Below are 23,195 nucleotides of genomic sequence, written 5' to 3'. Positions count from 1 at the left end.
ACAAAAACACCCGCTCCCACAGATTCCTAAAGCAATCGCTGCATATGCGTCGTCTGCCACACCACATCCGCCTCGACATCCACCAACGCAAACCCCTGCCTCACCCAGAAATCAATCGCCCCCGGCAAAAACGGATGGGTATGCAAGTACACCACCTCAACCCCCTCCGCTTGCGCCAGCGCTTCAAGTGCGCGATACAACCGCCCTGCCAAGCCAAATCGACGAAAGGCTGGCAACACAAACAGGCGCACCACTTCCACCGTCTTACGGCCTTGGTAATTGAGTTGGGAGAAACGGTGGTCATACGGCAGATAACCAATGGCTGCGACGATCTGGCCGTCATTACGGGCGACCAAGAATCGCCCGTCGCCCTGTAGGTAAGTAGCTTCGAATTGCGCGAGGTCATCCGGCATGCCGACGGCGCTGAGCTTGGGGAACAATTCGGCGCGGGCCTGCAGGACGAAGGTCAACACTTGCGGGATATCAACCGCCACAACAGGCTGGATGATCACTGACGCAACTCACACACTGCACTGCCCTTTATCCCCGACGCATGCACACTGACATGGCGCACCGTAAAGCCGGGCTTCGCGACCAGCTTCTTCTCCTCCCAGGTACCAGCGTTTTCAACCTGATAACCGATAGCCCCATCCGCTTGCCAGGTCAGGCGCAGCGTATACACCCCGCGTTGGTCAGGGACCTGCTGGAACACGGTGTCGATGACCGGCTTCGCCTTGTTGAAGGTGCGCAGCTTGAATACACGCTGGTCACTGTCGGCCGGCGTGTAGCTGGAAAGGAACAACGTATCGTCCTCGGCCTTGTCCTCGGCGGCCGCAAGGATCACTGATGGCACCCACTTCTCGCCACGGTCCTGGTTGTCAGTGGTGACCTTGCAGGTCAACTGGCCATTGCCGGCGACGTCCTGGCGCAATGCGGTCTCGAAGTAGCCGTAGGGCACGTCGAAGCGCAACGTCTTTTCGGTGACGTGCTCGCAGCCGGCCAGCAGATATAGAGCCGATAGACCGAGGAATCCTTGCAGAACTTTCACGTGCATTCCTTGCCTTTGACATTGGGAGGCGAGAGGTTACTCGGACGGCAAGGGATTTAGAATCGCGCCGCTCAATTGATGGGTTATCCACTCGCGACCATGAGCCAACACACTTCTCGCCATCCCCACCGGAAAATGAATAAACCCATGCGCCGCCTCCGGCACCCGATACACCTGCGCCCCAGGCCATCGCTCGCCGATCAACAGCGTGTCGTCTTTAAGCGGGTCCAATTCCCCGACAAACATCAACGCCGGCGGCAACCCAGTGAAGTCGCCATACAGCGGTGACAACGGCGGCTGTCGGCGCTCATCGTCGCTCAGCCCCGGTGTGAGCAGGCGCAGCGCGTCGACCATGCCTGGCCCGTCCAGCAATAAGGTATCCGGCCCAGCGGCGCGTACGCTCGGCGTACCGGTCAGGTCGTAGACGCCGTAATACAGCAGCGCGCCGCTCACTCGCTTGAGCAGCTCCGGCGATTGTTTCAAGGCCAGCAACGTCGCCGCCGCCAGGTGCCCGCCTGCCGATTCGCCGACGATAATCACCGGCAGGCCCGCAAACTCATCAGCGTTCAGCAACCAGCGTGCGGCAGTGAGGCAATCCTCCAGCAAGCCTTCGACCGGCGTGTCGACCGCCAGCCGATAATCCACCGACACCACTGCCACATCGCAGGCGTCGACCATGCCCAGGTTGAGCTCGTCATCCATCTGCGCGTTACCGATTACCCAACCACCGCCGTGGATATCCAGCACCACGCCCTTGGGTTTACCGCTAGGGCGCAGGATGCGCAGAGGGACCGAGCCCGCGTACTGTATTTCAACCGCTGGTGCGCTTTTGAGTTTCTGACTGACGCGCAACAACGCCTGGATCAAACGCGGGGTCACGCGATTGCGGATTTTGAAGCGCGGCATCCACGCGAGCTTCTTGTTGAAACGACGCATCTCGTCCAGTTCCGCGTCGCTGGCAGGCCACAGGTTGTGAGCCATCAGCGGTTATTCCGCAAGATCGAAAAATTCAACGCCGCCGCCACGCACAGCCACGCCAGGTAAGGGAACAGGATCAAGCCGGTGATCAAATCCAGGCGCACCGCCAGCACCACCATTGCCGCCACGGTGAGCCACAGCACCGCCAGAATCACCATGCCCGCCAGGATGCGATGCGCGCCGAAAAATACCGGCGTCCACAGGGTATTCAACGCAATCTGCGCCGCCCACAGCGCCAATACAACCTGGCTGCCCGGGATCAAACTTAGGCGGTAACCGGCCCAGGCCAATAACAGGTAGATGATCGTCCACGCCACCGGGAACAGCCAGTTGGGCGGGGTAAAGCTGGGCTTGACCAGGGATTCGTACCAGGCACCTGGCTTGAAGAGGACGCCGGTGCTGGCGGCGGCGGCGCAGGCGAGCAGGAAGATGAAGAAGGTCATGGTCGGTCCTTGGCTGGGTGTTTCAGCTTGGACGTGTGGTAGACGGGTAAAAGTTCACTGCCAGGCGGCAGGCTACACAATCTTGAGCCAGGGCCAGCGCGCCTGATAACTCTTGGCCTTCGCCTCAAACAACGCCTGCTCTGGATGCACCGGGTTGATCCGCAGCACGCCCTGCTCCACATCCTCCAGCCCATACGGCGCATACACCTCGCCCGTCGCCACCTCCAAACCGATGCACGTGCCCGCTACCAGGTAGCGATCAATCCCCTGCTTGGCCGTGTGCAATTGCGGGTAAGGCCGGCCAAACCGCTGCCCATACCAAAGGTGCACCCGCGCCTGGTTCTTCACCTCGACATTAACACCCAGGTCCTGGAACAACGCCTCTGCCGCACGAATGACCGCATCCTCTGCCTCGTAGGACACGTCCGTATCGAAATAGAACACGTCGTAGTCCTTCACCCCTTGGTCAGCAGGCAAATTCGACTGATGATTCCACACGGCCTGGAACAGACAGCCTGCCGTCAGAAAACACTGGTCCAAGCCCAAGGCAGGCAGGCGCGCAGTGATTTCGGCGTTGACGGGATTGGCCATGGCCAGTTTGAGTAAGGTGTCGACGGTCAATGTCATGTGCAGTCCTTTAAGCGTGGCGCGCGGTCGCCTTCAGTTCACTGGCCCGATGGGTCGCCGCGTCATCGTAAACCACATACAACGACTCGGCGATCTGGCTTTTGATGGCTTTGGTGGACTCCAACCCCAGCACGAAACCTTCGGCTTTACCGCCTGCACGGTTAAGTTCTTCGTGGGTGGCGGCGCCGGTGATTGCGTCAAAGAGCTTGGTGGCGTGAGGGCCTACGCCTTTGGGCAGGCTGATTTGGTCGATGGACATGAGCGATACCTTGCAAGAGAGAGATCGGTAGCGCATGGAACCACTGCCGGGGAGGCATGGTAGACCGATATCTCCATCAAGGGGCTGTTTTCATGACCGCGCCTCATCCCATCGAAATCGCCTTATGCACGGCGATGTCGCGATATTGCCCTTTGAAATACAGCAATGGCTGAGCAGTTGCGGTTTCTTGCAGGTTCAGCGCTTTTACCTCACCGATAACGATCAGGTGATCACCTGCAGCATGTTCCGCGTGAATTTCACAATCAAGCCAGTGCAGGCTGCCGGCAATGATTGGATTACCCAGCGGCGACGCCTGCCAATCGACATCAAGCCATTTGTCGGTACCTCGCCGAGCGAACTGGTTGGAAATCCTGACCTGCTCACCCGACAGGATATTGACTGCAAACCGGCCCGCCTGGCGAATCTTGGGATAGCTGGCCGAACTGGACATGACGCTGAATGACACCAGTGGCGGGCTCATCGACACGCTATAGAACGACTGGCACGTGAAGCCAATTGGCTCGCCATCAATGTGTGAGGTAATCACTGTGATACCGGATGCGTAGTGCCCGAGCGCTTCGCGAAAGCTCAATGGCTCGATAGCAGTACTGGAAAGTGACATAGCAAATCCTGGATAGGGAGTACCACTCGAAAGTGCCACGGAGGGCCCACAGCGGATCGTTCATTGTTCGACCGACTGCGTCCCTTCCCACACACCACTTTCGACGTCGGTTCAACGCGAGTTCAACAGTTCTCGTCGGACTATTTCAGCACCTGCGCTTAACGCACTTAACTTGCCTCTTGCGACACCACGAGATAAAGGCGCCATGCCACAGTTGGTGCAAGGATAGAGTTTGTCGGCATCGACAAACTCAAGTGCCTTGCGCAACGTATTGGCGACTTCCTCGGGTGTTTCAATAGTATTGGAGGCCACATCAATAGCCCCGACCATGACTTTTTTGCCTCGGATGAGCTCAATCAGATCCATTGGGACGTGAGAGTTGTGGCATTCCAGCGAGACGATATCGATGCTGGATTTTTGCAGCTTGGGGAAGGCCTCTTCATATTGTCGCCACTCAGATCCCAGCGTTTTTTTCCAATCCGTATTGGCTTTGATGCCGTATCCATAACAAATATGCACAGCGGTTTCACACTTGAGGCCTTCGATCGCCCTTTCCAGTGTGGCAATGCCCCACTCGTTCACTTCATCAAAGAACACGTTAAAGGCGGGTTCATCGAACTGGATGATATCAACGCCCGCGGCCTCCAGCTCCCGCGCTTCTTGATTGAGAATCTTGGCGAATTCCCAAGCCAGTTTTTCGCGGCTTTTATAGTGGTTGTCATACAGCGTATCAATCATGGTCATTGGACCTGGCAGCGCCCACTTGATGGGTTGCTTGGTTTGCTGACGTAGAAACTTGGCGTCTTCGACAAACACAGGCTTTTGGCGCGCCACAGCACCTACCACCGTCGGTACACTCGCATCGTAGCGATCGCGAATTCTAACGGTCTCACGCTTTTCGAAATCTACGCCGCTGAGGTGCTCAATAAACGTAGTGACAAAGTGCTGACGTGTTTGTTCGCCATCGCTGACGATATCGATCCCGGCGTGTTGCTGTTCATGCAATGACAAACGCAATGCATCGTGCTTGCCCTCAACTAACGCCTCATCCTGCAATTTCCAGGGCGACCAAAGTGTCTCGGGCTGCGCAAGCCAAGAAGGTTTAGGCAAGCTGCCTGCCGTTGAGGTAGGTAATAACTTCTTCATTACAGATAACCTTGTACGTTTAATGAATCAAAGCGTGCAGTGAGCCGACCATTGTTCCAGCGTCGCTTGATACGGTTTGATGAAGTGTTCTTCAACGAACCGTCCCTGCTCAACGGCCAGCCGGCTGCGCTCTTCTCGGTCATAGACAATGAGCGTCAATGAATAATCCTGATGCTTCAAACTGGGTTGATAGCATTTTCCGGCTGCAGAATTGGCGTTGTAGATTTCAGGTCGGTAGATTTTCTGGAACGTGTCCATTGTGCTAATGGTACTGACCAGCTCAAGAGTAGTGTAATCACCCAGCAAATCGCCTGAGAAATAAAATGCCAGCGGCGCAACACTATTGGACGGCATGAAATAACGAACTTTCAAACCCATTTTCTGGAAGTACTCATCGGTTAACGAATACTGATCCTGCTCATACTCAACACCCAGCACGGGGTGCTGGTTTTCAGTTCGGTGATAAGTCCTGCTACTCGAAACACTGAGGCAAATAACCGGCGGCTTATTGAAATGATCCGCATAGGCTTTTGAGCTCACGAAATACTTGAATAGTTTTCCATGCAAATCACCAAAGTTATCGGGCGTGCTGAATTCGGGCTTGCCTTGGTTGTGCCCAAGCAACACCACACTGAAGTCATAATCTCGAACATATGAGGAAAAATTATTCCCGACAATGCCTTCAATGCGCTCATTGGTTTTTCGATCGACGATATTCGTTTTCAATACTTCGATCAACGGTACGGTATTGCCGCCATGGCCTTCATCAACGCCCATCTCAACGGAGATAATTTCAAGTTCGACAGCATAACGATCGGCCGTGGGATTATCCCAATGCGCCAAGGCATTGAAACGGTTGTCAATCATTCGCAAGGTATTGCGCAAGTTTTCTTGGCGGCTCTTGCCTCTGGCCAAGTTAGCGAAGTTCGTGGTAATACGCGTATTTTCAGAGGGATGATAATGTTCGTCGAAACGAATACTCTTGATGGAAAATGTAAAGGCTTCATTCATTTTAATCTGACACCCTAATGCCCGAAACCCAATCGCCCTCGAGTGTTTACTTGGCGATTGACTCAGCGATATAAATAATATCTTTTATTAAGGTGCAGTGTAGGCTGACAAAAGCGTGAGTAAAACTGAATTGATTTCACTGACTCTTTAGCCCTGCTCATGATGGGCAACGCAATAATATGAAGAAGTCTCTGAAACCGACTGTTCTTACAACTCACCCTAGGGAACAGGCAGCCATTTGAGCTACCTCCCCAACAACTCCCGAACCCTCCCTCCTAGCGCCTCAACCGCAAACGGCTTCGTCAACACCCCCATCCCGGCACCCAACTGCCCATACCCCATCACCGCGTTCTCTGCATACCCGGTGATAAACAACGTCTTCAATCCTGGCCGCAAATCCATCCCTGCTTCGGCCATCTGCCTGCCATTCATACCGCCTGGCAACCCCACGTCTGTCACCAGCAAATCAATATGCACGTCCGAACGCAGCAGTTTCAGCCCGGCTGCGCTGTCCGCCGCTTCAATCACGGTGTAGCCCAACTCTCCCAGCACATCCGCGAGCAACATACGCACGGTGGACTCATCGTCCACCAGCAACACGGTCTCGCCATGCTGCGCAATCTCCAATGGCGCCTGCCCGGGTGCCAGCTCATCACCCGGCGCAGCGCCGTGGTGGCGTGGAAGGTAGAGGGACACGCACGTGCCCTCACCCACTGCGGATTGAACATGCACCTGCCCACCCGACTGCTGGGCAAACCCATAGATCATGGACAACCCCAACCCCGTGCCCTGGCCAATAGGCTTGGTGGTAAAAAACGGCTCAAACACATGCGCCATCACCTCGGGGGACATACCGGCGCCGGTGTCGGTAACGCTCAGGCACAGGTAGGAGCCTTCGCTAAGGTCGTAGGCACGGGCGGCATCGTGGTCGAGCCAGCGGTTGCTGGTTTCCAGCAGGATGCGGCCGCCTTCTGGCATGGCGTCGCGCGCATTGATGCACAGGTTGAGCAGGGCGTTTTCCAATTGGCTGACGTCAACGAAGGTGGTCCACGCATCAGGGGCGCCGGTGGTTTCGATCTGGATGCCAGGGCCGGCGGTGCGTTGGATGAGTTCGGCCATACCGTACATCAGGGTGTTGACGTTGGTGGCGCGGGGTTCCAGGGTTTGCCGGCGGGAGAACGCCAGCAGGCGTTGGGTGAGGACAGCGGCGCGTTTGGCCGAACCTTGCGCGGCAACCATGTATTTGTCGACGTCGCAGAGGCGGCCCTGGTGGATGCGGCGATCCATCAGTTCAAGCGCGCCGGAGATGCCGGCGAGCAGGTTGTTGAAGTCGTGGGCGAGGCCGCCGGTGAGTTGGCCGACCGCTTCCATTTTTTGCGATTGGCGCAGTTTTTCTTCGGCCTGCATCAGCATGGCGGTGCGTTCGGCCACGCGTTGTTCGAGGGTTTCGTTAAGGGCACGCAGTTCGGCTTGGGCTTCGCGCAGGGCTTCGTCGGCGATGGTGCGCTCCAGCAGGTCAGCGGCTTGACGCGCGAGGATGTCGAGCAGGCGCAGGTCACGGTCGGACGGCTGGTGCGGTGTGCTCCAGTGGGTGGAGATCATGCCGAGCAGGCGACCGTCACGAGAGCGCAACGGGGTGGTCTGGGCCGAACGGATGCCTGCGCGGCGGAAGGCGATCAGGTCGTCGGTACCGGCAATGTCGGCCCATTCTTCGAAGTCGGGGATGATGGCGCGCTGGCCCAGTTGCAGGGCCATGGTGCAGCTGCTGTAGGCGAAGGGGCTCACCCATTGCCAGAACCCTACGGCCTCGGGCGGCAGGCCCCGTGAGCACAGCAGTTGCAGTTCGCCGCCATGGCCGGAGGGATGGCCTTGGGGGCATAGCAGCTGCATGGTGCCGAATTGCGAGCCGGTGATGGATACCGCGGCGTCAACGATTTTGCCGTAGAGGGCTTCGAGGTCTTGTTCGCCGATCAGGTCGAGGCTGATGCGGTGCAGGAATTCGATGTCCGACAGCGCAGTTTCCGAGTCACGGGAGGCAACACGGGGAAAGGCTCCCGGAAAGGCGGTGCGTAGGGTTTTCATGGGACTACCAAGGGAATGGCATTGAGCTATTAGCAGCGTATCAGCAAAGCTATGACCACGCGCTATGGGCAGACGTTCGGTGCCGATCGCATCAACGGTTGCCCCCTACGAACTCGCCGCCCTGCCCTCAGCTGTGAATCGGCAAAGCCACCCCAAACAGCACAAAGAACCCACCACACACCTTATTAAAGCGCCGCCCGGTTCGCGCCAGCCAAGGCCGGACCCGGTTGGCAGCACTGGCCACCATGAATTCCACAAAAAACTCCACCACGGCGTAGGTCAGCGCAATGGCGGCTGTTTGCGCAATGAGGTTCCTGTGCGGGTCCAGGAACGGTGGGATAAACGCGGTGAACAACAACAGCGCCTTGGGGTTTGAAATGGCTGACACCAACCCTTGGCGGAACAGCGACCAACGCCGCAGGCTGGGCATACCAGAGGTCTCCAGGCTGACGGGTGCGGATCGCCACAGCCCGAAGCCCAGCCAGATTAGATAAAGCCCGCCCGCAATCTTCAAGGCCGTGAACCAGGTGGCCGAGGCCTGGATCAGCGCGCCCAGGCCCAAGGCGCACAGCGACAGTACGAAGGCAAAGCCGAGCACGCCGCCGCTGATGGTGAACAGCGTTCTGCGCTGCCCGTAAATCGCGCCATGGGTTAGCGCCAGCAAGGCATTGGGCCCAGGCACTACTGCGATGCCAAAGCAGGTAAACAGGTACAGCAACCAGGTGTCGAAGGGCATGGTCTGTCCGCTAGGTTTTGGTTCAAGCCAGCATCTTGCGATGCGGACATTTCTCCTGAAAAGCGCATAATTCACGCAACAGCCATTCGATTAACGAATAGAGGTCAGCCCGATGCCTTCCAGTGATTTGCAAATCGATTGGCTCAAGTGTTTTGTCGCGGTGGTGGATGCAGGCTCCCTGTCCGGCGCAGCCCATGAGGTCAACCGTTCGCAGTCGGCCGTGAGCATGCAGATGAAGAAGCTCGAGACCGCACTGGGGCGCCCCTTGCTGAACCGTGGCCCCAGGCACCTGCAACTGACCGATGACGGCCAAACGCTGCTCGGCTACGCGCGGCGCATGCTAGCCCTGCATGCCGAGACCCAGGCGGCGTTTCATGGTGAAACGTTGACCGGGCGGATCCGCCTGGGTGTCGCCGAGGATTACGCGGCCAAGTACCTCACGCCTGTGCTCAAACGCTTTGCGCCGCGTTACGCCGGCGTCGATATAGAGCTGACCTGCGAACAGTCCACCGCACTCATCCCACGCCTGCGCAGCGGCGACCTGGACCTGGCGCTGGTGTCCAGAGACTCGCCGCAGAGCGGGACGTTTCTGTTTCATGAGCCAATGGTGTGGGTGGGCTCGCCTCAGTTCGAACTGTGGCGACGAGACCCGGTGCCGATCGCCGTCTACGAAAGCGAAAGCCTGGCCCGGCGCTATGCGGTGAATTCACTGGCCCAGCAGGGGCGGCAATTCAAGGTGGTGTACAACAGCTCCAGCCTGGCAGGCCAGGTGGCGGCGGTTGAGGGCGGGCTTGCGATTGCGGCGATTACACAGTGCACGGTGCAGGCATCGCTTCAAGTGTTGAGCGGTGAGCACGGTTTGGGAAATATCCAACCCATGGAGGTGTCGATTCTGCGCAGCCGCGCCTCGCGTGGGTCCAAGGCGGTTGATAGCCTGCATGCGTTCATCATCAGTGCGTTGAGACAGCAGGCGTAGTCGTGTGGCACATGAACATCAACGAGTACCGCCGCAATCCAGCCAAAAGGAAGCTTCATCGCTGCTGAAACCGCGCCCGCACCCTGCTAACCTGCGACGCTTGCCTGCATTCGGAGCGCTCCATGGCCCTATCCAAACGCGACACCACCCGCATCGAACGCGCTTTGGTCGCCACCCTCACCGACGCCTGCGAAACCGCCAAAGGTGAAATCCCGGGTTTTGAGTGGCTGACCCACACCGTCAACTACGCCGACTTCCCGCAAAGCCTGGTCATCACCTGGGTCTTTGACACCCGCGCCAATAAAGAGCACGCCTTGGCAACTGGCCTGGACGCCCGCATGCGTGAACTCACCGCCACCGCCCTGCGCGAGGCAGATATCCCGAGCGTGCCGTTAAAGCGTTGCGTGCACTTCGATTGCGATGAAGCCTGCCACGCTCAGCACGGCGGCAATTGGCGCTTGCGCCTGACCCGCTCAGCCAACTAGAGCCCGTCACCCAACTGCTGGATAATGCCCCACCCTGCTCCCCGCCCTTCGATAAGGAAGTCCCGCCCCATGAAGTTGCCGTTTCCTGCTGCCCTGCTCGCCTCTGCCCTGATGGTGCCGGCTCTCGCCCACGCCGACGATACCGCACTGACCGACACGCTCAAGGCCTTCACCCGCTGCGACGCAAGTTTCTTCAGCAGCCTGAACACCCACCACAACGCCTGGCAGGCCTATGCGCCGCTCAAGCAGGAAAAGAACTTCACTTGGATCGCGGTCAAAAATCGCGCCGACCGCAACGCCAACGCGGTGCCGGTCAGCGCACCGCCCATCGCGGGGTTGAAGCTGTTGTCCTATAACGACGAAGTCACCGACCTCGGCCCACTGGGACTGTTCTATTACTGGGGCTTTATCGTTGACGGCGGAGTCGACGAGGTTGCCAAGCGCCTCGCGCCGCTGCTTGACCAACCCGGCGCGCTGCAAAAAGGCGAGGCGGAATATACGCGCAGTGAACTCAAGGTCGGCAACGGCTGGCAGTCGATCAAACCGCAGCCGGGTAAGGCGCCGGGCCTGCGCCAAGTGGAGCGTGTGCTGATCGTGGAACCCGAAGGCAAGCAAGGCACGCAATCGCGCGTCAGCTGCTCGGTACAGGGCGGGGTCAACGCTGGGATCCTGGCGCACTTGCGGCCAGACATTGCGACGACCGATTACCCGCGCACCGTGGCAGAAACCAACATCAGCGACGTCGACGTACCCGCCAACGTGCTCAAGCACCTCGACTCGCCCCTGCTGCAGCCGAAGTTCAAGACGCTGAGCTATACCTACCTGTCCAAAAAAGGCGATGGCAGCAAAGACCTGCCTACATCGGTCACGTTCAAGGCCGAGGGTGGTTTGCTGGTGAAGAACGAGGTCTACGGCAACACCTTCAACGTGGATCGCCTGACCCAGGCCGACCTGATCCAGTTGAAGTCGAAGATGAACGGCGTGGGCGATGGCCGCGTGCTGCAAACCCGTGACGTGCAGTTGAACGTGCCGACCCGTTGGACGCCGGGCCAGACGCTGAGCGCTCAATTGCACATGGTCAATGTGCCCGCCAAGCCCACTGACAACCCCGTCGAAACGACGTTGACCTGCAAGGTCGGCGAGCGCATTCCGGCGCGCCAGGTGTTTGCATCATTGACCGGCGACGCCATCCGGCTGGCCTGCGACCAGGGCGACTACAAGACCTCCCGCGTGTTTATCGAGGACCTGGGGGTTGCGCTGACGCTGGAGTCCACCTCGAGCCAGACGCATTATGTGAGTGAATACACCGCGCTGGACGTGGTGCGCTAACCAACCGTTCTCTCAACGAAGCCTCTCAAGCGAGTATCAACCTTGGAACGATATGAATCGCTGGTCATCGGCCTGGGCGCCATGGGTGCCGCCACGGTGTACCAACTGGCGAAAGCCGGTGTAAAGGTCGCCGGCATCGACCGTCATCACCCGCCCCACACATTCGGCTCAAGCCATGGCGATACGCGGATCACGCGGTTGTCGGTGGGTGAAGGCGCGCAGTACGTGCCGATTGTGCGTAACTCGCACCGTATCTGGCGGGAGCTGGAGGCACTGTCGGGGGAGGCGTTGTTCGAACAGTCGGGGTTGCTGGTGTTGACGTCATGGGAGGGCTTCGACCCTGACGACGCAAGCGACTTCACCCTGCGCACCCTTGGCCTGGCGCAAACCTACGGCATCGAGCATGAAGTGCTGGACGCCACGCAGATTCGCCAACGTTTCCCGCAATTTGCCCAAGTGACGGACAACGCCATTGGCTATTACGAACCTGAAGGCGGGTTTGTGCGGCCAGAGCGCTGCATTGGCGTACAGCTCAAACTGGCCGAGCAACACGGGGCGACGCTGTACAAGGGCGAGACCGTCACCGATATCCGTTCGGACGCACACGGCGTCACGGTAACCACCGACCAGCGTACGCTGCAGGCCGACAAGCTGGTAGTGAGCGCCGGCAACTGGGCCGGCGGGTTACTGGGTGCGCCGTTTGACCGGCTGCTCAGCGTCTATCGGCAACAGTTGTTCTGGTTCGAACTGGAACCGGGGGCGGAGCTGGAGGGAGTGTCGCCCACGTATATCCTCACCCATGGCCAGGACGAGACCCACTATGGCTTCCCGGCATTGCACGGCGAGGGCAGCTTGAAGATTGCCACGGCGCAATATCACACCGTGTCGACGCCTGAAACGCTGAACCGCAGCGTGTCGGCGGCGCAGGCACGGGAGATGTATGAACAGCAGGTGCAAGGCCGTATAGCCGGGGTGACGGCCAAGGTGGTCAAGTCGGCAGTGTGTGCCTACACGGTGACGCCGGACCATCACTTCATCATTGATGAGCACCCGACGTTGCAGCACACCCTGGTGGTGTCGCCGTGTTCGGGGCATGGGTTCAAGCATTCGGCCGCGCTGGGTGAGGCGTTTGCCCAGTGGTGCATCTACGGAAAGAGTGAGCTGGACCTGTCTTCGTTTTCGTTGAAGCGCTTCGAAGGCCAGTAACGTGGGACACACGCCTGTCCGGCTCACAAAATGGCGTTACTTGGCGAATGCGTATTCGCCGCCCTGCTCCACCGCCTTGCGGTAAGCAGGTCGCGCCTGGAAGCGTTTTACCCACGCCGCCAAATGTGGATACGCCGGCAACTTGCCCTGCGCGCCGGCGACTTCGCCGATAAAACTCATCTGGATATCTGCACCACTCAACGCCTCGCCGACCAGGTACGGCGTCTGCCCCAGCACGTCGTTCAGGTAGCCCAGGTAGTTGGCCACTTCCGATTCAATGCGCGGATGCAGCGGCGCACCCGCCTCGCCCAGCCGGCCGACGTAAAGGTTGAGCATCAACGGCAGCATGGCCGAGCCTTCGGCAAAGTGCAGCCATTGCACGTATTTGTCGTAGGTGGCGGTGGCGGGGTCTGGTTGCAGGCGACCGGCGCCGTGGCGACGGATCAGGTAGTCGATGATCGCAGCGGACTCGATCAGCACCTGGCCGCCGTCCTCGATCACCGGGGATTTGCCCAGCGGGTGGATGGCCTTGAGTTCAGGCGGTGCAAGGTTGGTTTTCGGGTCACGCTGATAACGCTTGATCTGATACGGCAGGCCGAGCTCTTCAAGCAGCCAGAGGATACGCTGCGAGCGGGAGTTATTGAGGTGGTGAACAGTGATCATCGGGCGGCTCCGCTGGGTGACAGTGAGTGACTGATCAAGAGACTACGCCACTCGCAGGGAGTGCCACGAAATAAATTTCGGTGTGACCGGCGCCATGGGAAGAGGCGACGCTGGAAGCGCTTATTGCGAAGGCATTTGACTGATCGACGCCCACGCCGCCTGCGCCAGCAACTGCGCGTAGGCATTCGGGCTTTTCTTGACCCGGCCAGACAACCACGCCCGGGCATAACTTTCCGCCGCGCCGATGATGAGCGACAGTAAAAGCTCGGGGGGGACATGGCTGAACGACGCGCTGCGGCCTTCGTCGCCCATCCACTCGCTCAACTGCCGATTACGCTGTTTGTTGCGGGTAAGCAGTTCGTCCTTGAATGGGCCGTTGGCGACGGCGAAACGGCTCTGAAACACAAAGCGCGCCCATTCGGGTTGTGCGTCGACCCACTCCACATAGCTGCGCACCAGCGCCTCGACACCTTCCTGGGCCGTATGCGCCGTTTCAAGATAGCGCTCTCGCAGCGCGGCCTGGTCCTCCAGGGCGGCGAAAAACAGCGCAGCGACGATGCCTTCCTTGCTACCGAAATGATGGTAGATGGCGCCCACACTGGTGTCGCAGCGCGCACGGATGGTTTCGATATTGGTGGCTTCGATACCCACTTCGTTAAAGCAGGCCAGGGCCTCACGCAGAATACTGCGCTTGAGGTCGCTGCGCCGGCCCGCAAAGGTGCGTTCGATCAGGTCTGGTGCGTGCATGGAAAGGCTCGCCAAATATGCGAAGTCTAAAGGTACAACAGCCCGCAGAGAAGGCATGGCTTGACACCCTTGCATTTAACGGAATATTGTTCTGTTACAGAATATAATTCTGTAACTCCAATAAGAGGATCCTCCATGAGTCAGTTCCTAAGCATGTTCAACAGCGTAGGCCCAGCAGCGTTCAGCCAGATGGCCTGCCAGGTGGCACCCTACTTCAGCACCATCGCCCCGGAAATTGCCGAGCTACGCCCTGGGCATGCCGTCGTCAACGTGCCGTTTCGCAAGGAAATCACCAATCACCTGGCATCCATCCATGCCATCGCCTTATGCAACGCGGCTGAGTTGGCGGGAGGGACAATGACGGATGTGTCGATTCCGCCAGGCGCCAAATGGATTCCCAAGGGCATGACCGTGGAGTACCTGGCCAAGGCCAAGTCGAACATCCGTGCAGTGGCGGACGGCAGTGGCATTGACTGGGCAACCGCAGGGGACAAGATTGTGCCGGTGGATATCTACGATGAAGGCGAAGTGAAGGTGTTCACCGCGAAAATCACCATGAATGTAAAGATCGCCTGAGGCCTGATCAGCGGGTTCAGCCATTGGCCGGCATCCCCCTCGCTAAAGCTCGCTGGCCCCCACATCTGTATGGGAACCATAGATGTGGGAGCGGGTGCTCAACCCAGCCGGAACCTTGCGGTGTTATCACTCAACGCCTGGCTGCCCTTGCTCAGGGTATCCGCCGCCCGGTTCACCGCTCGCGCGCCCTCCAGCAAACGCCCCGCCGCCTGGTCCACTTGCTGGATATTGCCGCTCACTTCATCCGCTGTCGCCGCCTGCTCTTCTACCGCCGTGGCGATTTGCGCCAGGGTGTCGGTGACGTTCTGCACCGCGCCGGCAATCTCGCCCAACCGCGTGCCCAGCCCGGTGACGGACTCGGCATCGGTCAGTGCCTGCTCGCACGCCGCGCCCATCAGGTTCACGGCCTGGCTCACCGTCGCACGCAGGCTGTCCACGGTGCCGGCGATCTGCGCCGTGGAGGCCTGGGTACGTTGCGACAGGCTGCGCACTTCATCGGCCACCACCGCAAAACCTCGGCCCTGCTCTCCGGCGCGGGCGGCTTCGATGGCGGCGTTCAACGCCAGCAGATTGGTCTGCTCGGCAATGCCACGAATGGTGTCGACCACCGATTGAATCTGCTGGCCTTGCTGGCTCACCTGCTCCAGCGCGTCGGCCGTGTCGGTGAGGCGTTGGTTGAGCTGCTGGATGCTGGCCGTGGTGCGCTGGCTGTCGCGGCTGCTGTCTTCGGCAATGCGCCGGGTGTGCTGCGCGCTGCCCGAGGCTTGCTCACAGCTGCGGGAGACGCCCATGGAGGTGGCCGCCAACTGAGTGGCCGCTGCAGCAATCTGGCTGATTTGTTGTTGCTGGTCTTCGACTTCGGTGAGGGTGCTGCCTGATTGCGAATTAAGGGTCTGCACGGCAGTGCCCAACTGCTGTGTTTCGTGGTTCACGCCCAACAGGCTGGTACGCAACTGCAGCACCGCCACGTTGAGCGCGGTGCTGATGGCCGCCAACTCATCACGCCCCTCCACCGCCACTTCCACACACAGGTTACCGTCGCGCAGGGATTCAGCCAGGGTGGTGATGCCGCTGGCACTGCGCCGGATGGACGCTTGCAGGCACATGAACAGATACAGCGCTGCTAACGCCAGCAGACTAAAGGTGGCGGCCACCGGGATAAATTTTTGCAGTGAACGGTCACGGTAATAACCCAGGCGCGCATCCAGCGAACCCAGCGACCTGTTACGCAGCTCGCCCAGGCTGCCGAGCATGGCATCGACACTGCTTTCGAACGCTGCCGTATCGAGCTTGATGCTGCCGCCGAACACGCCGTCGTCGAGCACTTTGAGTTCGCTGTCCAGGCGTTGCAGGCTGTTGTCGTACTGCGTGGTCCAGGGCTCCATGCCCGAATATTGCTTGGCTTTGAGCGAGGCGGCGGCCTTGGCCAACTGATCGCGCGCGTCACCGATACGCCCGCGCAAGTCGCGCATCTGCAAGCGGCTTTGCAGGGTGAACTGCCCCGAGGCGATGGACGATTGGCCGACACTGGCCATGCGTCCGATGCGTTCGATCAGGTCAGGGGTGTGCTGGGTGGAAATCTGCATCAGCAGGTAGGTTTCCAACCACGGGTCGAGGATCAGGCCGGCGTCCAGAGTGATCTGCTCGCGCAGGGTTTGCATCGCGGTCAGCGCCGAGGTGAAGCGGTCATAGCCGTCCGGCCACCACCCTACGGTGCGCAAGGATTGGGAATCCATGCCCTTGACGGTGGCTTGCAACGCCTCGAAGCGCACCAGGGTGTCTGGGCTGGCGCTGAGGGTTTTCAGCGACTCGCCGAGGGCTTGCAGGCTCTGCAGGATCAGCGGGAAATTCGCATCGACCTTGTCCATCGCCGCCTTCGCTGCAGGCGTCGGCGCATGCAGAATGTCCGCGGCTTTCCAGCGCGCCGCCAGGTTGCGCTGGGCCGTGAGTTGAGCGTCCAGCGTATCCAGCGCCAGCAGTTGGCGAACACCGGACTGCTCGCTGGAGATCACGGTGAGTTTGTCGCGGTAGTCCGCACCGATCATCCACAGGCTGCCGGCCAGGGGCAGCATGAACAGAAAGAACAGGATCTGGAATTTGCGCGCAAAGCCGAAGCGCCCAAGCAGGCGGATACCCGGTGATAAAAGGCTGTGCATGTCCGACCACTCCCCAAAAACGACCCACGCAATGCACCGCAGGACGAAGCCTTGAAATGACTAACGGCAAAATGCCATGTCATTGATTGGGAAGGGCCAAGCAAGATACGGGCCGCAGGTGCGGAGGCCGGAGATAGGCGGGGTGGCACGCTGAAGGTGCAGGGGTTGCGCACTGAAATGGGGCGAAAGCACTCAGCACCGAGTGCCAATTTGTAACCTCACCACAAATCCAATGTGGGAGCTGGCTTGCCTGCGATGGCGGTGGGTCAGCAAAAAACGGGCTAACTGACCTACCGCCATCGCAGGCAAGCCAGCTCCCACATTTTCGACCTCGTCAGGTCTGCTTATTCGGGTGTCTTTGCGAGCATGTACCGGCTGAAATTATTGATGTGATCATCCAGGTTGTCCTCCAGCATCATCCGGTACTGATCACAGAAGTACTTCAACATCGCTTCACGCGCATCGGCCATTTCCGCGCCGGACTTGAAGTTTCGTGCACTGGCCCAGGCGTTGAAACGCGTGGTGCCGAACATCATCGAGGCACTGACCTCGCCGAGGTTTTCACAGGTCTTGAGCTGCTCGTTGGACAGTTCGATATGCGCATCGGCGCGGTCGTAGAAGGCTTGGTCTGTGGCGTCGGCCATTGCAGGGTTCCTTGGTAATAAAGGTGTATCAAGCCAGCAGCGCGGTGATCCAACTGGCCTGCTGGGTAATCTCTTGCAGTTTTTCTGGCGGTACCGCCTGCCGTGCCTGCTCAAAGCTGGCCAGGGTCTTGTGTTTCTGGCGCAACATCCGTTGCCACTTGGCAATAAATACCGGGCTTCGCGCCTGCATTTGCAAGGGACCGAAATACAGCTCTTCGGCGCTGTACAGCACCGGCCCTGTGCGCTCGGCAACGATGATCTCGTAATAAAAGCGGTTCTCTTGCAACAGCTCTTCGCTGAGGATCGAGTAGCCGTTGTCCATCAACCATTGGCGCAGCGGTTGTTCGCCGCCGTTGGGTTGCAGAATCAAACGTTCCTGGCCACTGAGATGCACCTTGCCGCTTTCGAGGATGTCGCGGATCGTCTCACCGCCCATGCCGCAGAGGCTGATCGCGGTGATACCGTCGTGCGGTTCGACAGCCGCCAAGCCATCGGCCAGGCGCACGGTGACCTGCTGCTCCAGGCCATTGTCACGCACGGTACGTTGGGCGGCATGGAAGGGCGTGGTCGCCACCTCCCCCGCCACTGCTGCCGTGATTGCGCCGCGGCGCATCAAGGCCACGGGCAGGTAAGCGTGATCAGAGCCGATATCGGCCAGGCGAGCGCCCGCAGGCACATTCGCCGCCACGCGCTCCAAACGCATGGATAAAGTGTGTTCGTTCAACGGCCTTACTCTCCGGAAAAACGGTCGCGACTGTTGGTCAAGTGCAGCACCATCGCGGCGCGGGCAGCATCTGGGTCCTGGCGTTTGATCGCATTGAAGATCGCCTCATGCTCCAGGTTCGCCAATTGCCCCAATTGGGCGAAGTCCGCACCGCCCCGCTCGGCAGCTTTCACTTGCGTACGGGGAATCATCGCGTTGCCCAGGTGCAGCATGATTTCGGTGAAGAAGGTATTGCCGGTCGCTTCGGCGATCAGTTGGTGGAAGCGTTTGTCTTCTTCCACGCAGCTGTCGTTATTGGCCAGGGAGGCTTGATAGTCAGTCAGCGCCTCACGCATGCGGACAAGTTGCTCATCGCTTCTGCGCAGCGCCGCCAGGGCCACGGCCTGCACCTCCAGGCCCAGGCGCAGTTCGAGCATGCTGCGCACACTGGCGAGCGTGTCGACATTCAGGCGTAGCCCGGATTGCGCCTGCGGCGCCAACGCGAAGGTACCGATGCCGTGTCGCGTCTCTACCAACCCCGACGCCTGCAACTTTGAAAGCGCCTCGCGGACCACGGTGCGGCTGACGCCATGCTCGGCCACGATAGTGGATTCGGAAGGCAGTTTTTCACCGGGCTTCAACTGCCCCAGCAGGATGCGCTGGGTCAGTGCCTCGACCACGCCTTGGGCGAGGTTGGTGGAGCGTTTACGGACGGGGGTTCCGCGTTCAATGGGCATTGCGATGGGTCCACGGGGCTGGGCTGGATGGGAGCTTAACACCCGCCCAGAGAGCAGGCGGATCTGAATGAAAAAACAAGCAACTTGTATGACAACCAATATGATCAGTCGAAACAGCATCCCTCGATACCAAGACCATATCCGGACCGGCGCGCACCGACAAAACCCTCACTAAACCCAATAAAAACGGATAAATAACCAAAACAAAGGCTACATACACAGTCTTATAAGAACAAATACACGGCTCACCGCATTGCGATCTCCAGAAACCTACTTGTATGATGTCTATCAACAAGACACACAAACCCGCATAAAAATAATCAGGGGGAGTTTTGAATTGTGACTAATTCAAGCCATGCATCTGCCGCTTCAGAACAGGATTGCGTGCTCACGCGCGCCGTGAGCAAAGTGAAGGGCCATGTGCTCCCGCTGTTCGTGATCATGTTCATCCTCAACTACATCGACCGGGTCAATATCGGCTTTGTGCGCACGCACATGGAACACGACTTGGGCATCGGCGCAGCGGCCTACGGCCTGGGTGCCGGGCTGTTCTTCATTGGCTACGCCCTCTTCGAAGTCCCCTCAAACATGCTGCTGCAGAAAGTCGGCGCACGTATCTGGCTGACTCGCATCATGTTCACCTGGGGCATCGTCGCCACACTGATGGCGTTCATCCAGAACGAAACCCAGTTCTATATCCTGCGGTTCTTGTTGGGGGTGGCCGAGGCCGGCTTCTTTCCGGGGGTGATCTACTACTTCACCCGCTGGCTGCCGGGAGTGGAGCGTGGCAAAGCCATCGCGATTTTCCTCAGCGGGTCGGCGGTTGCCTCGCTGATCTCCGGCCCGTTGTCAGGGGCACTGTTGCAGATCGAAGGCTTTGGCTTCCACGGCTGGCAGTGGATGTTTGCCATCGAAGGCCTGGCCTCGGTGGCACTGGGGTTCTTTGTGTGGTTCTGGCTCGACTCCAAACCCCACGACGCCAAGTGGATGACCCGCGAGGAGCAAGACGCGCTGGTCAACGCCATTGACCAGGAACAGCGCGATCGCGAAGCGCTGACCACCGTCAAACCAACCCTCGGCAAACTGCTCAAGGACCGCCAGATCCTGTTGTTCTGTGTCCTGTACTTCTGCATCCAACTGACGATCTACGCCGCCACGTTCTGGCTGCCGAGCATCATCAAGAAGATGGGCGACCTGAGTGATGTGCAGGTGGGCTTCTTCAACTCGATCCCGTGGCTGATCTCGATCATCGCCATGTACGCCTTCGCATCGTTGTCGGGCAAGTTCAAGAACCAGCAGGCATGGGTTGCAGCAGCGCTGTTGATTGCCGCAGCGGGGATGTTCATGTCCACCACCGGCGGGCCGGTGTTTGCCTTTGTCGCAATCTGCTTTGCGGCCATCGGCTTCAAGTCGGCCTCGTCACTGTTCTGGCCGATCCCACAGGGCTACCTGGATGTGCGCATTGCCGCAGCGGTAATCGCGCTGATCAACTCCATCGGCAACCTGGGCGGGTTCGTTGCGCCCACCACTTTCGGCTTCCTGGAACAAACCACCGGTTCGATCCAGGGTGGCCTCTATGGCCTGGCCGGTACCTCGGTGCTTGCGGCGATCCTGGTGTTCTTTGCCAAGACATCGCCCTCTGCCGTGTTGACCTCGCCCAGTGCCGTGCCAACCGGCGCCGCCATCAGCAAACCTCTTTGAACCTGCCTAGGAACCTGCCATGAATACGCCCGTCGTTACCCACTTCCAGGTCATCCCCGTCGCCGGCCACGACAGCATGTTGCTCAACCTGAGCGGCGCCCACGGCCCTTACTTCACCCGCAATATCGTCATCCTCAAGGACAGCAGCGGCAACACCGGCGTGGGCGAAGTGCCCGGCGGCGAACGCATCCGCGAAACCCTGGAAGACGCGCGCAGCCTGGTGATCGGCCAACCGATCGGCCAGTACCAACGCATCCTCAACCAGATGCGCACCACCTTCGCCTCCAGGGATTCTGCCGGTCGTGGCCTGCAGACATTTGACCTGCGCATCACCATCCATGCCGTCACCGCCATGGAAGCCGCCCTGCTCGACCTGCTGGGGCAATTTCTTGAAGTGCCGGTGGCGGCCTTGCTCGGCGAAGGGCAGCAGCGTGACGCGGTGAAGATGCTCGGTTACCTGTTCTATGTCGGCGACCGCAACGCGACAAACCTGGCTTACCGCAACGAAGCCGACGCCGATGACGAATGGTTCCGCTTGCGTCACGAGAAGGCACTCACCAGCGACGCGGTGGTGCGCCTGGCCGAAGCCGCCAAGGCCAAGTACGGCTTCAACGACTTCAAACTCAAAGGCGGCGTCTTGAGTGGCGATGAAGAAATCGAAGCCGTCACCGCCTTGGCCGAACGCTTCCCCGATGCACGCATCACCCTCGACCCGAACGGCGCCTGGTCCCTCAAGGAAGCCATTCGCCTGTGCCGCGACCAGCACAAAGTGCTGGCCTATGCGGAAGACCCATGCGGCGCAGAAAACGGTTATTCAGGTCGCGAAGTCATGGCCGAGTTCCGGCGTGCCACCGGGCTGAAGACCGCCACGAATATGATCGCCACCGACTGGCGCGAAATGGGCCACGCAATCCAGTTGCAGTCAGTGGACATCCCCCTCGCCGACCCGCACTTCTGGACAATGCAGGGCTCGGTACGTGTAGCGCAGATGTGCAATGAGTGGGGCCTGACGTGGGGTTCTCACTCCAACAACCACTTCGATATTTCCCTGGCGATGTTCACCCAGGTCGCAGCCGCCGCACCGGGCGAAATCACCGCCATCGACACCCACTGGATCTGGCAGGACGGCCAGCGCCTGACCCAGGCACCGCTGAAAATCGAAGGCGGTTACGTGAAGGTGCCGGCCAAGCCAGGCCTGGGCGTGGACATCGACATGGACGCCGTGGCCAAGGCACACGAAGTGTACAAAGGCATGGGCCTTGGGGCGCGGGATGACAGCGTGGCGATGCAGTTTTTGATTCCGGGCTGGGCGTTTAACAACAAGCAGCCGTGCCTGGTGCGATAAGGCAAACACAGATAATAAAATGTGGATGCTGGCTTGTGTGGGAGCGGGCTTGCTCGCGAATGCGGTGGTTCAGCTAAAAATGCTCAAGCTGACACACCGCATTCGCGAGCAAGCCCGCTCCCACATTAGATCTTTGTTATGTTCAAGTCCGCGCCTTAGGGGCCGCAATCGGCTGCACCGTCAACTCCACACCCAGCGCCAGCATGAGCTTCTGGACCGTCTCATAACGGGTTTTCGAACCGCCTTTGAGCTTCGTGTATAGAACCACTCCCCAGCTCGATAGCTGCTTTTCGTATTAAGCACTTTGCTGCACCCGCGTTAGGGTGGCTCACCCTTTGAGAGAGCGAAGCGCTGAGTGATCAAAGCAATCATGGTCGATGTCGATGGTGTCCTGGTTCACGGCCGACCCGACGATGGCCAACCTTGGGCGTCATCTTTGCAAGCGGATCTAGGGGTGAGCCCTGCGGATTTGCAGCGCGAGTTCTTTGCGCCGTATTGGGAGGCCATCGTCACCGGCCGATTGAACCTGCACGAACAACTGGGCCCCGTGCTCGCACGTATTGCACCGACCGTCAGTACGGAGGCCTTCACCGCCTACTGGTTCCAAAACGATGCCCGACTGGACACGCAGTTACTCAACGAACTCGACGAGCAGCGTCGGGCGGGAATCAAGGTGTTTTTGGCGACCAATCAAGAGCACCTTCGTGCATCGTTCCTGGTCGAGCAACTGGGGCTGAGCCAGTACTGTGACGGCATCTATTATTCGGCGGCACTGGGGTGCAAAAAACCTGATGCCGGGTTTTACGAAAAAATCACTGATAGCTCAGGCCTTGCCCCGGACCAACTCCTCTTGCTGGATGACACGCCTGCCAATGTGCTGGCAGCAAGAGCGCTGGGGTGGATGGCGTTGGAGTGGACCAAGGACAGTCGCCTCGCAACCGCGTTAGCCAAGGTGCACGAGTGAACGCCCATCGT

General features: G+C 59.3%; 25 protein-coding genes and 1 pseudogene. 8 read left to right on the top strand and 18 right to left on the bottom strand.

Annotation, left to right across the window (positions count from 1 at the left end; all coding sequences use genetic code 11):
- Nucleotides 1-26: 26 nt before the first annotated feature.
- The 11 genes from CFE47_RS14815 to CFE47_RS14760 all read right to left on the bottom strand — a co-directional run bounded on the left by CFE47_RS14815 (nucleotide 27) and on the right by CFE47_RS14760 (nucleotide 8,952).
- A complete protein-coding gene (locus tag CFE47_RS14815; RefSeq protein ID WP_286838084.1) occupies nucleotides 27-512 on the bottom strand; it encodes a GNAT family N-acetyltransferase in 486 nt (161 codons plus the stop codon).
- Nucleotides 509-1,048, bottom strand: a complete 540-nt coding sequence (locus CFE47_RS14810) for a hypothetical protein (RefSeq protein WP_286838083.1) — start codon at nucleotides 1,046-1,048, stop codon at nucleotides 509-511. The genes CFE47_RS14815 and CFE47_RS14810 overlap by 4 nt, the downstream gene beginning before the upstream one ends.
- A gap of 36 nt (nucleotides 1,049-1,084) precedes the next feature.
- On the bottom strand, nucleotides 1,085-2,029 hold the full coding sequence (locus CFE47_RS14805; protein WP_286838081.1) for an alpha/beta hydrolase fold domain-containing protein: 945 nt from the start codon (nucleotides 2,027-2,029) through the stop codon (nucleotides 1,085-1,087).
- A complete protein-coding gene (tspO, locus tag CFE47_RS14800; protein WP_286838079.1) occupies nucleotides 2,029-2,469 on the bottom strand; it encodes a tryptophan-rich sensory protein TspO in 441 nt (146 codons plus the stop codon). The genes CFE47_RS14805 and tspO overlap by 1 nt, the downstream gene beginning before the upstream one ends.
- Before the next feature lie 72 nt (nucleotides 2,470-2,541).
- Nucleotides 2,542-3,096 carry a nucleotidyltransferase family protein gene (locus CFE47_RS14795; RefSeq protein ID WP_286838077.1) on the bottom strand — a complete coding sequence of 185 codons (555 nt, stop codon included), beginning with the start codon at nucleotides 3,094-3,096 and terminating at the stop codon, nucleotides 2,542-2,544.
- A 10-nt stretch (nucleotides 3,097-3,106) separates the two neighbouring features.
- The gene (locus CFE47_RS14790; protein ID WP_286838075.1) at nucleotides 3,107-3,355 is read right to left on the bottom strand and encodes a hypothetical protein; all 249 of its coding nucleotides are present in this window, start codon (nucleotides 3,353-3,355) and stop codon (nucleotides 3,107-3,109) included.
- A 103-nt stretch (nucleotides 3,356-3,458) separates the two neighbouring features.
- Complete coding sequence (locus tag CFE47_RS14785; protein WP_286838073.1) at nucleotides 3,459-3,977, bottom strand: flavin reductase family protein; 519 nt, start codon at nucleotides 3,975-3,977, stop codon at nucleotides 3,459-3,461.
- A gap of 111 nt (nucleotides 3,978-4,088) precedes the next feature.
- The gene (locus CFE47_RS14780; protein WP_286838071.1) at nucleotides 4,089-5,123 is read right to left on the bottom strand and encodes a methionine synthase; all 1,035 of its coding nucleotides are present in this window, start codon (nucleotides 5,121-5,123) and stop codon (nucleotides 4,089-4,091) included.
- A gap of 27 nt (nucleotides 5,124-5,150) precedes the next feature.
- Nucleotides 5,151-6,134: a DUF1852 domain-containing protein gene (locus CFE47_RS14775; RefSeq protein WP_286838069.1), complete on the bottom strand. Its 984-nt coding sequence runs from the start codon at nucleotides 6,132-6,134 to the stop codon at nucleotides 5,151-5,153.
- A gap of 243 nt (nucleotides 6,135-6,377) precedes the next feature.
- A complete protein-coding gene (locus tag CFE47_RS14770; protein WP_353744899.1) occupies nucleotides 6,378-8,216 on the bottom strand; it encodes an ATP-binding protein in 1,839 nt (612 codons plus the stop codon).
- Between the two features lie 127 nt (nucleotides 8,217-8,343).
- Entirely contained in the window at nucleotides 8,344-8,952 is a 609-nt protein-coding gene (locus CFE47_RS14760) for a LysE family translocator (protein ID WP_185704032.1), read from the bottom strand.
- Between the two features lie 112 nt (nucleotides 8,953-9,064).
- On the opposite strand from CFE47_RS14760, the gene CFE47_RS14755 reads away from it, so the two are divergent.
- The 4 genes from CFE47_RS14755 to solA all read left to right on the top strand — a co-directional run bounded on the left by CFE47_RS14755 (nucleotide 9,065) and on the right by solA (nucleotide 12,948).
- The gene (locus CFE47_RS14755; RefSeq protein ID WP_185704030.1) at nucleotides 9,065-9,928 is read left to right on the top strand and encodes a LysR family transcriptional regulator; all 864 of its coding nucleotides are present in this window, start codon (nucleotides 9,065-9,067) and stop codon (nucleotides 9,926-9,928) included.
- Between the two features lie 122 nt (nucleotides 9,929-10,050).
- Complete coding sequence (locus tag CFE47_RS14750) at nucleotides 10,051-10,413, top strand: hypothetical protein (protein WP_286838067.1); 363 nt, start codon at nucleotides 10,051-10,053, stop codon at nucleotides 10,411-10,413.
- 69 nt (nucleotides 10,414-10,482) lie between these two features.
- Complete coding sequence (locus CFE47_RS14745; RefSeq protein ID WP_286838065.1) at nucleotides 10,483-11,742, top strand: hypothetical protein; 1,260 nt, start codon at nucleotides 10,483-10,485, stop codon at nucleotides 11,740-11,742.
- 42 nt (nucleotides 11,743-11,784) lie between these two features.
- A complete protein-coding gene (gene solA / locus CFE47_RS14740; RefSeq protein ID WP_286838064.1) occupies nucleotides 11,785-12,948 on the top strand; it encodes an N-methyl-L-tryptophan oxidase in 1,164 nt (387 codons plus the stop codon).
- Nucleotides 12,949-12,984: 36 nt separating this feature from the next.
- On the opposite strand, the gene CFE47_RS14735 is transcribed toward solA, so the two are convergent.
- Both CFE47_RS14735 and CFE47_RS14730 read right to left on the bottom strand, forming a co-directional pair.
- On the bottom strand, nucleotides 12,985-13,611 hold the full coding sequence (locus CFE47_RS14735; protein ID WP_286838062.1) for a glutathione S-transferase family protein: 627 nt from the start codon (nucleotides 13,609-13,611) through the stop codon (nucleotides 12,985-12,987).
- A 120-nt stretch (nucleotides 13,612-13,731) separates the two neighbouring features.
- The gene (locus CFE47_RS14730) at nucleotides 13,732-14,358 is read right to left on the bottom strand and encodes a TetR/AcrR family transcriptional regulator (RefSeq protein WP_286838060.1); all 627 of its coding nucleotides are present in this window, start codon (nucleotides 14,356-14,358) and stop codon (nucleotides 13,732-13,734) included.
- Nucleotides 14,359-14,493: 135 nt separating this feature from the next.
- On the opposite strand from CFE47_RS14730, the gene CFE47_RS14725 reads away from it, so the two are divergent.
- On the top strand, nucleotides 14,494-14,934 hold the full coding sequence (locus tag CFE47_RS14725; RefSeq protein ID WP_286838058.1) for a hotdog fold domain-containing protein: 441 nt from the start codon (nucleotides 14,494-14,496) through the stop codon (nucleotides 14,932-14,934).
- A 98-nt stretch (nucleotides 14,935-15,032) separates the two neighbouring features.
- On the opposite strand, the gene CFE47_RS14720 is transcribed toward CFE47_RS14725, so the two are convergent.
- From CFE47_RS14720 to CFE47_RS14705, 4 genes are all read right to left on the bottom strand, one after another.
- Nucleotides 15,033-17,090, bottom strand: coding sequence for a methyl-accepting chemotaxis protein (locus CFE47_RS14720; protein ID WP_286838056.1), 2,058 nt, complete (start codon nucleotides 17,088-17,090; stop codon nucleotides 15,033-15,035).
- 344 nt (nucleotides 17,091-17,434) lie between these two features.
- Nucleotides 17,435-17,734 carry a DUF3144 domain-containing protein gene (locus CFE47_RS14715; RefSeq protein WP_185704017.1) on the bottom strand — a complete coding sequence of 100 codons (300 nt, stop codon included), beginning with the start codon at nucleotides 17,732-17,734 and terminating at the stop codon, nucleotides 17,435-17,437.
- Between the two features lie 28 nt (nucleotides 17,735-17,762).
- Nucleotides 17,763-18,458, bottom strand: a complete 696-nt coding sequence (locus CFE47_RS14710) for a tRNA (adenine(22)-N(1))-methyltransferase (RefSeq protein WP_286838054.1) — start codon at nucleotides 18,456-18,458, stop codon at nucleotides 17,763-17,765.
- A gap of 5 nt (nucleotides 18,459-18,463) precedes the next feature.
- The gene (locus CFE47_RS14705; protein WP_286838052.1) at nucleotides 18,464-19,174 is read right to left on the bottom strand and encodes a FadR/GntR family transcriptional regulator; all 711 of its coding nucleotides are present in this window, start codon (nucleotides 19,172-19,174) and stop codon (nucleotides 18,464-18,466) included.
- A gap of 339 nt (nucleotides 19,175-19,513) precedes the next feature.
- Here CFE47_RS14705 and CFE47_RS14700 point away from each other — a divergent pair, with 339 nt between their 5' ends.
- Together CFE47_RS14700 and gudD are read left to right on the top strand one after the other, a co-directional pair.
- Complete coding sequence (locus CFE47_RS14700; protein ID WP_185704011.1) at nucleotides 19,514-20,875, top strand: MFS transporter; 1,362 nt, start codon at nucleotides 19,514-19,516, stop codon at nucleotides 20,873-20,875.
- A 19-nt stretch (nucleotides 20,876-20,894) separates the two neighbouring features.
- Nucleotides 20,895-22,220, top strand: a complete 1,326-nt coding sequence (gene gudD / locus CFE47_RS14695; RefSeq protein ID WP_286838049.1) for a glucarate dehydratase — start codon at nucleotides 20,895-20,897, stop codon at nucleotides 22,218-22,220.
- 142 nt (nucleotides 22,221-22,362) lie between these two features.
- On the opposite strand, the pseudogene CFE47_RS14690 reads toward gudD, so the two are convergent.
- A pseudogene (locus CFE47_RS14690) lies at nucleotides 22,363-22,482 on the bottom strand (addiction module antidote protein); the annotation flags it as partial.
- 93 nt (nucleotides 22,483-22,575) lie between these two features.
- Between CFE47_RS14690 and CFE47_RS14685 the strand changes: the two are divergent.
- Nucleotides 22,576-23,184: an HAD-IA family hydrolase gene (locus CFE47_RS14685; RefSeq protein WP_286838047.1), complete on the top strand. Its 609-nt coding sequence runs from the start codon at nucleotides 22,576-22,578 to the stop codon at nucleotides 23,182-23,184.
- Nucleotides 23,185-23,195: the final 11 nt, after the last annotated feature.

The organism is Pseudomonas sp. PGPPP1, assembly GCF_002255865.1.
GTDB classification, from domain to species: Bacteria; Pseudomonadota; Gammaproteobacteria; order Pseudomonadales; family Pseudomonadaceae; genus Aquipseudomonas; species Aquipseudomonas cremoris.
This window is presented reverse-complemented; position numbering and strand designations above follow the sequence as displayed.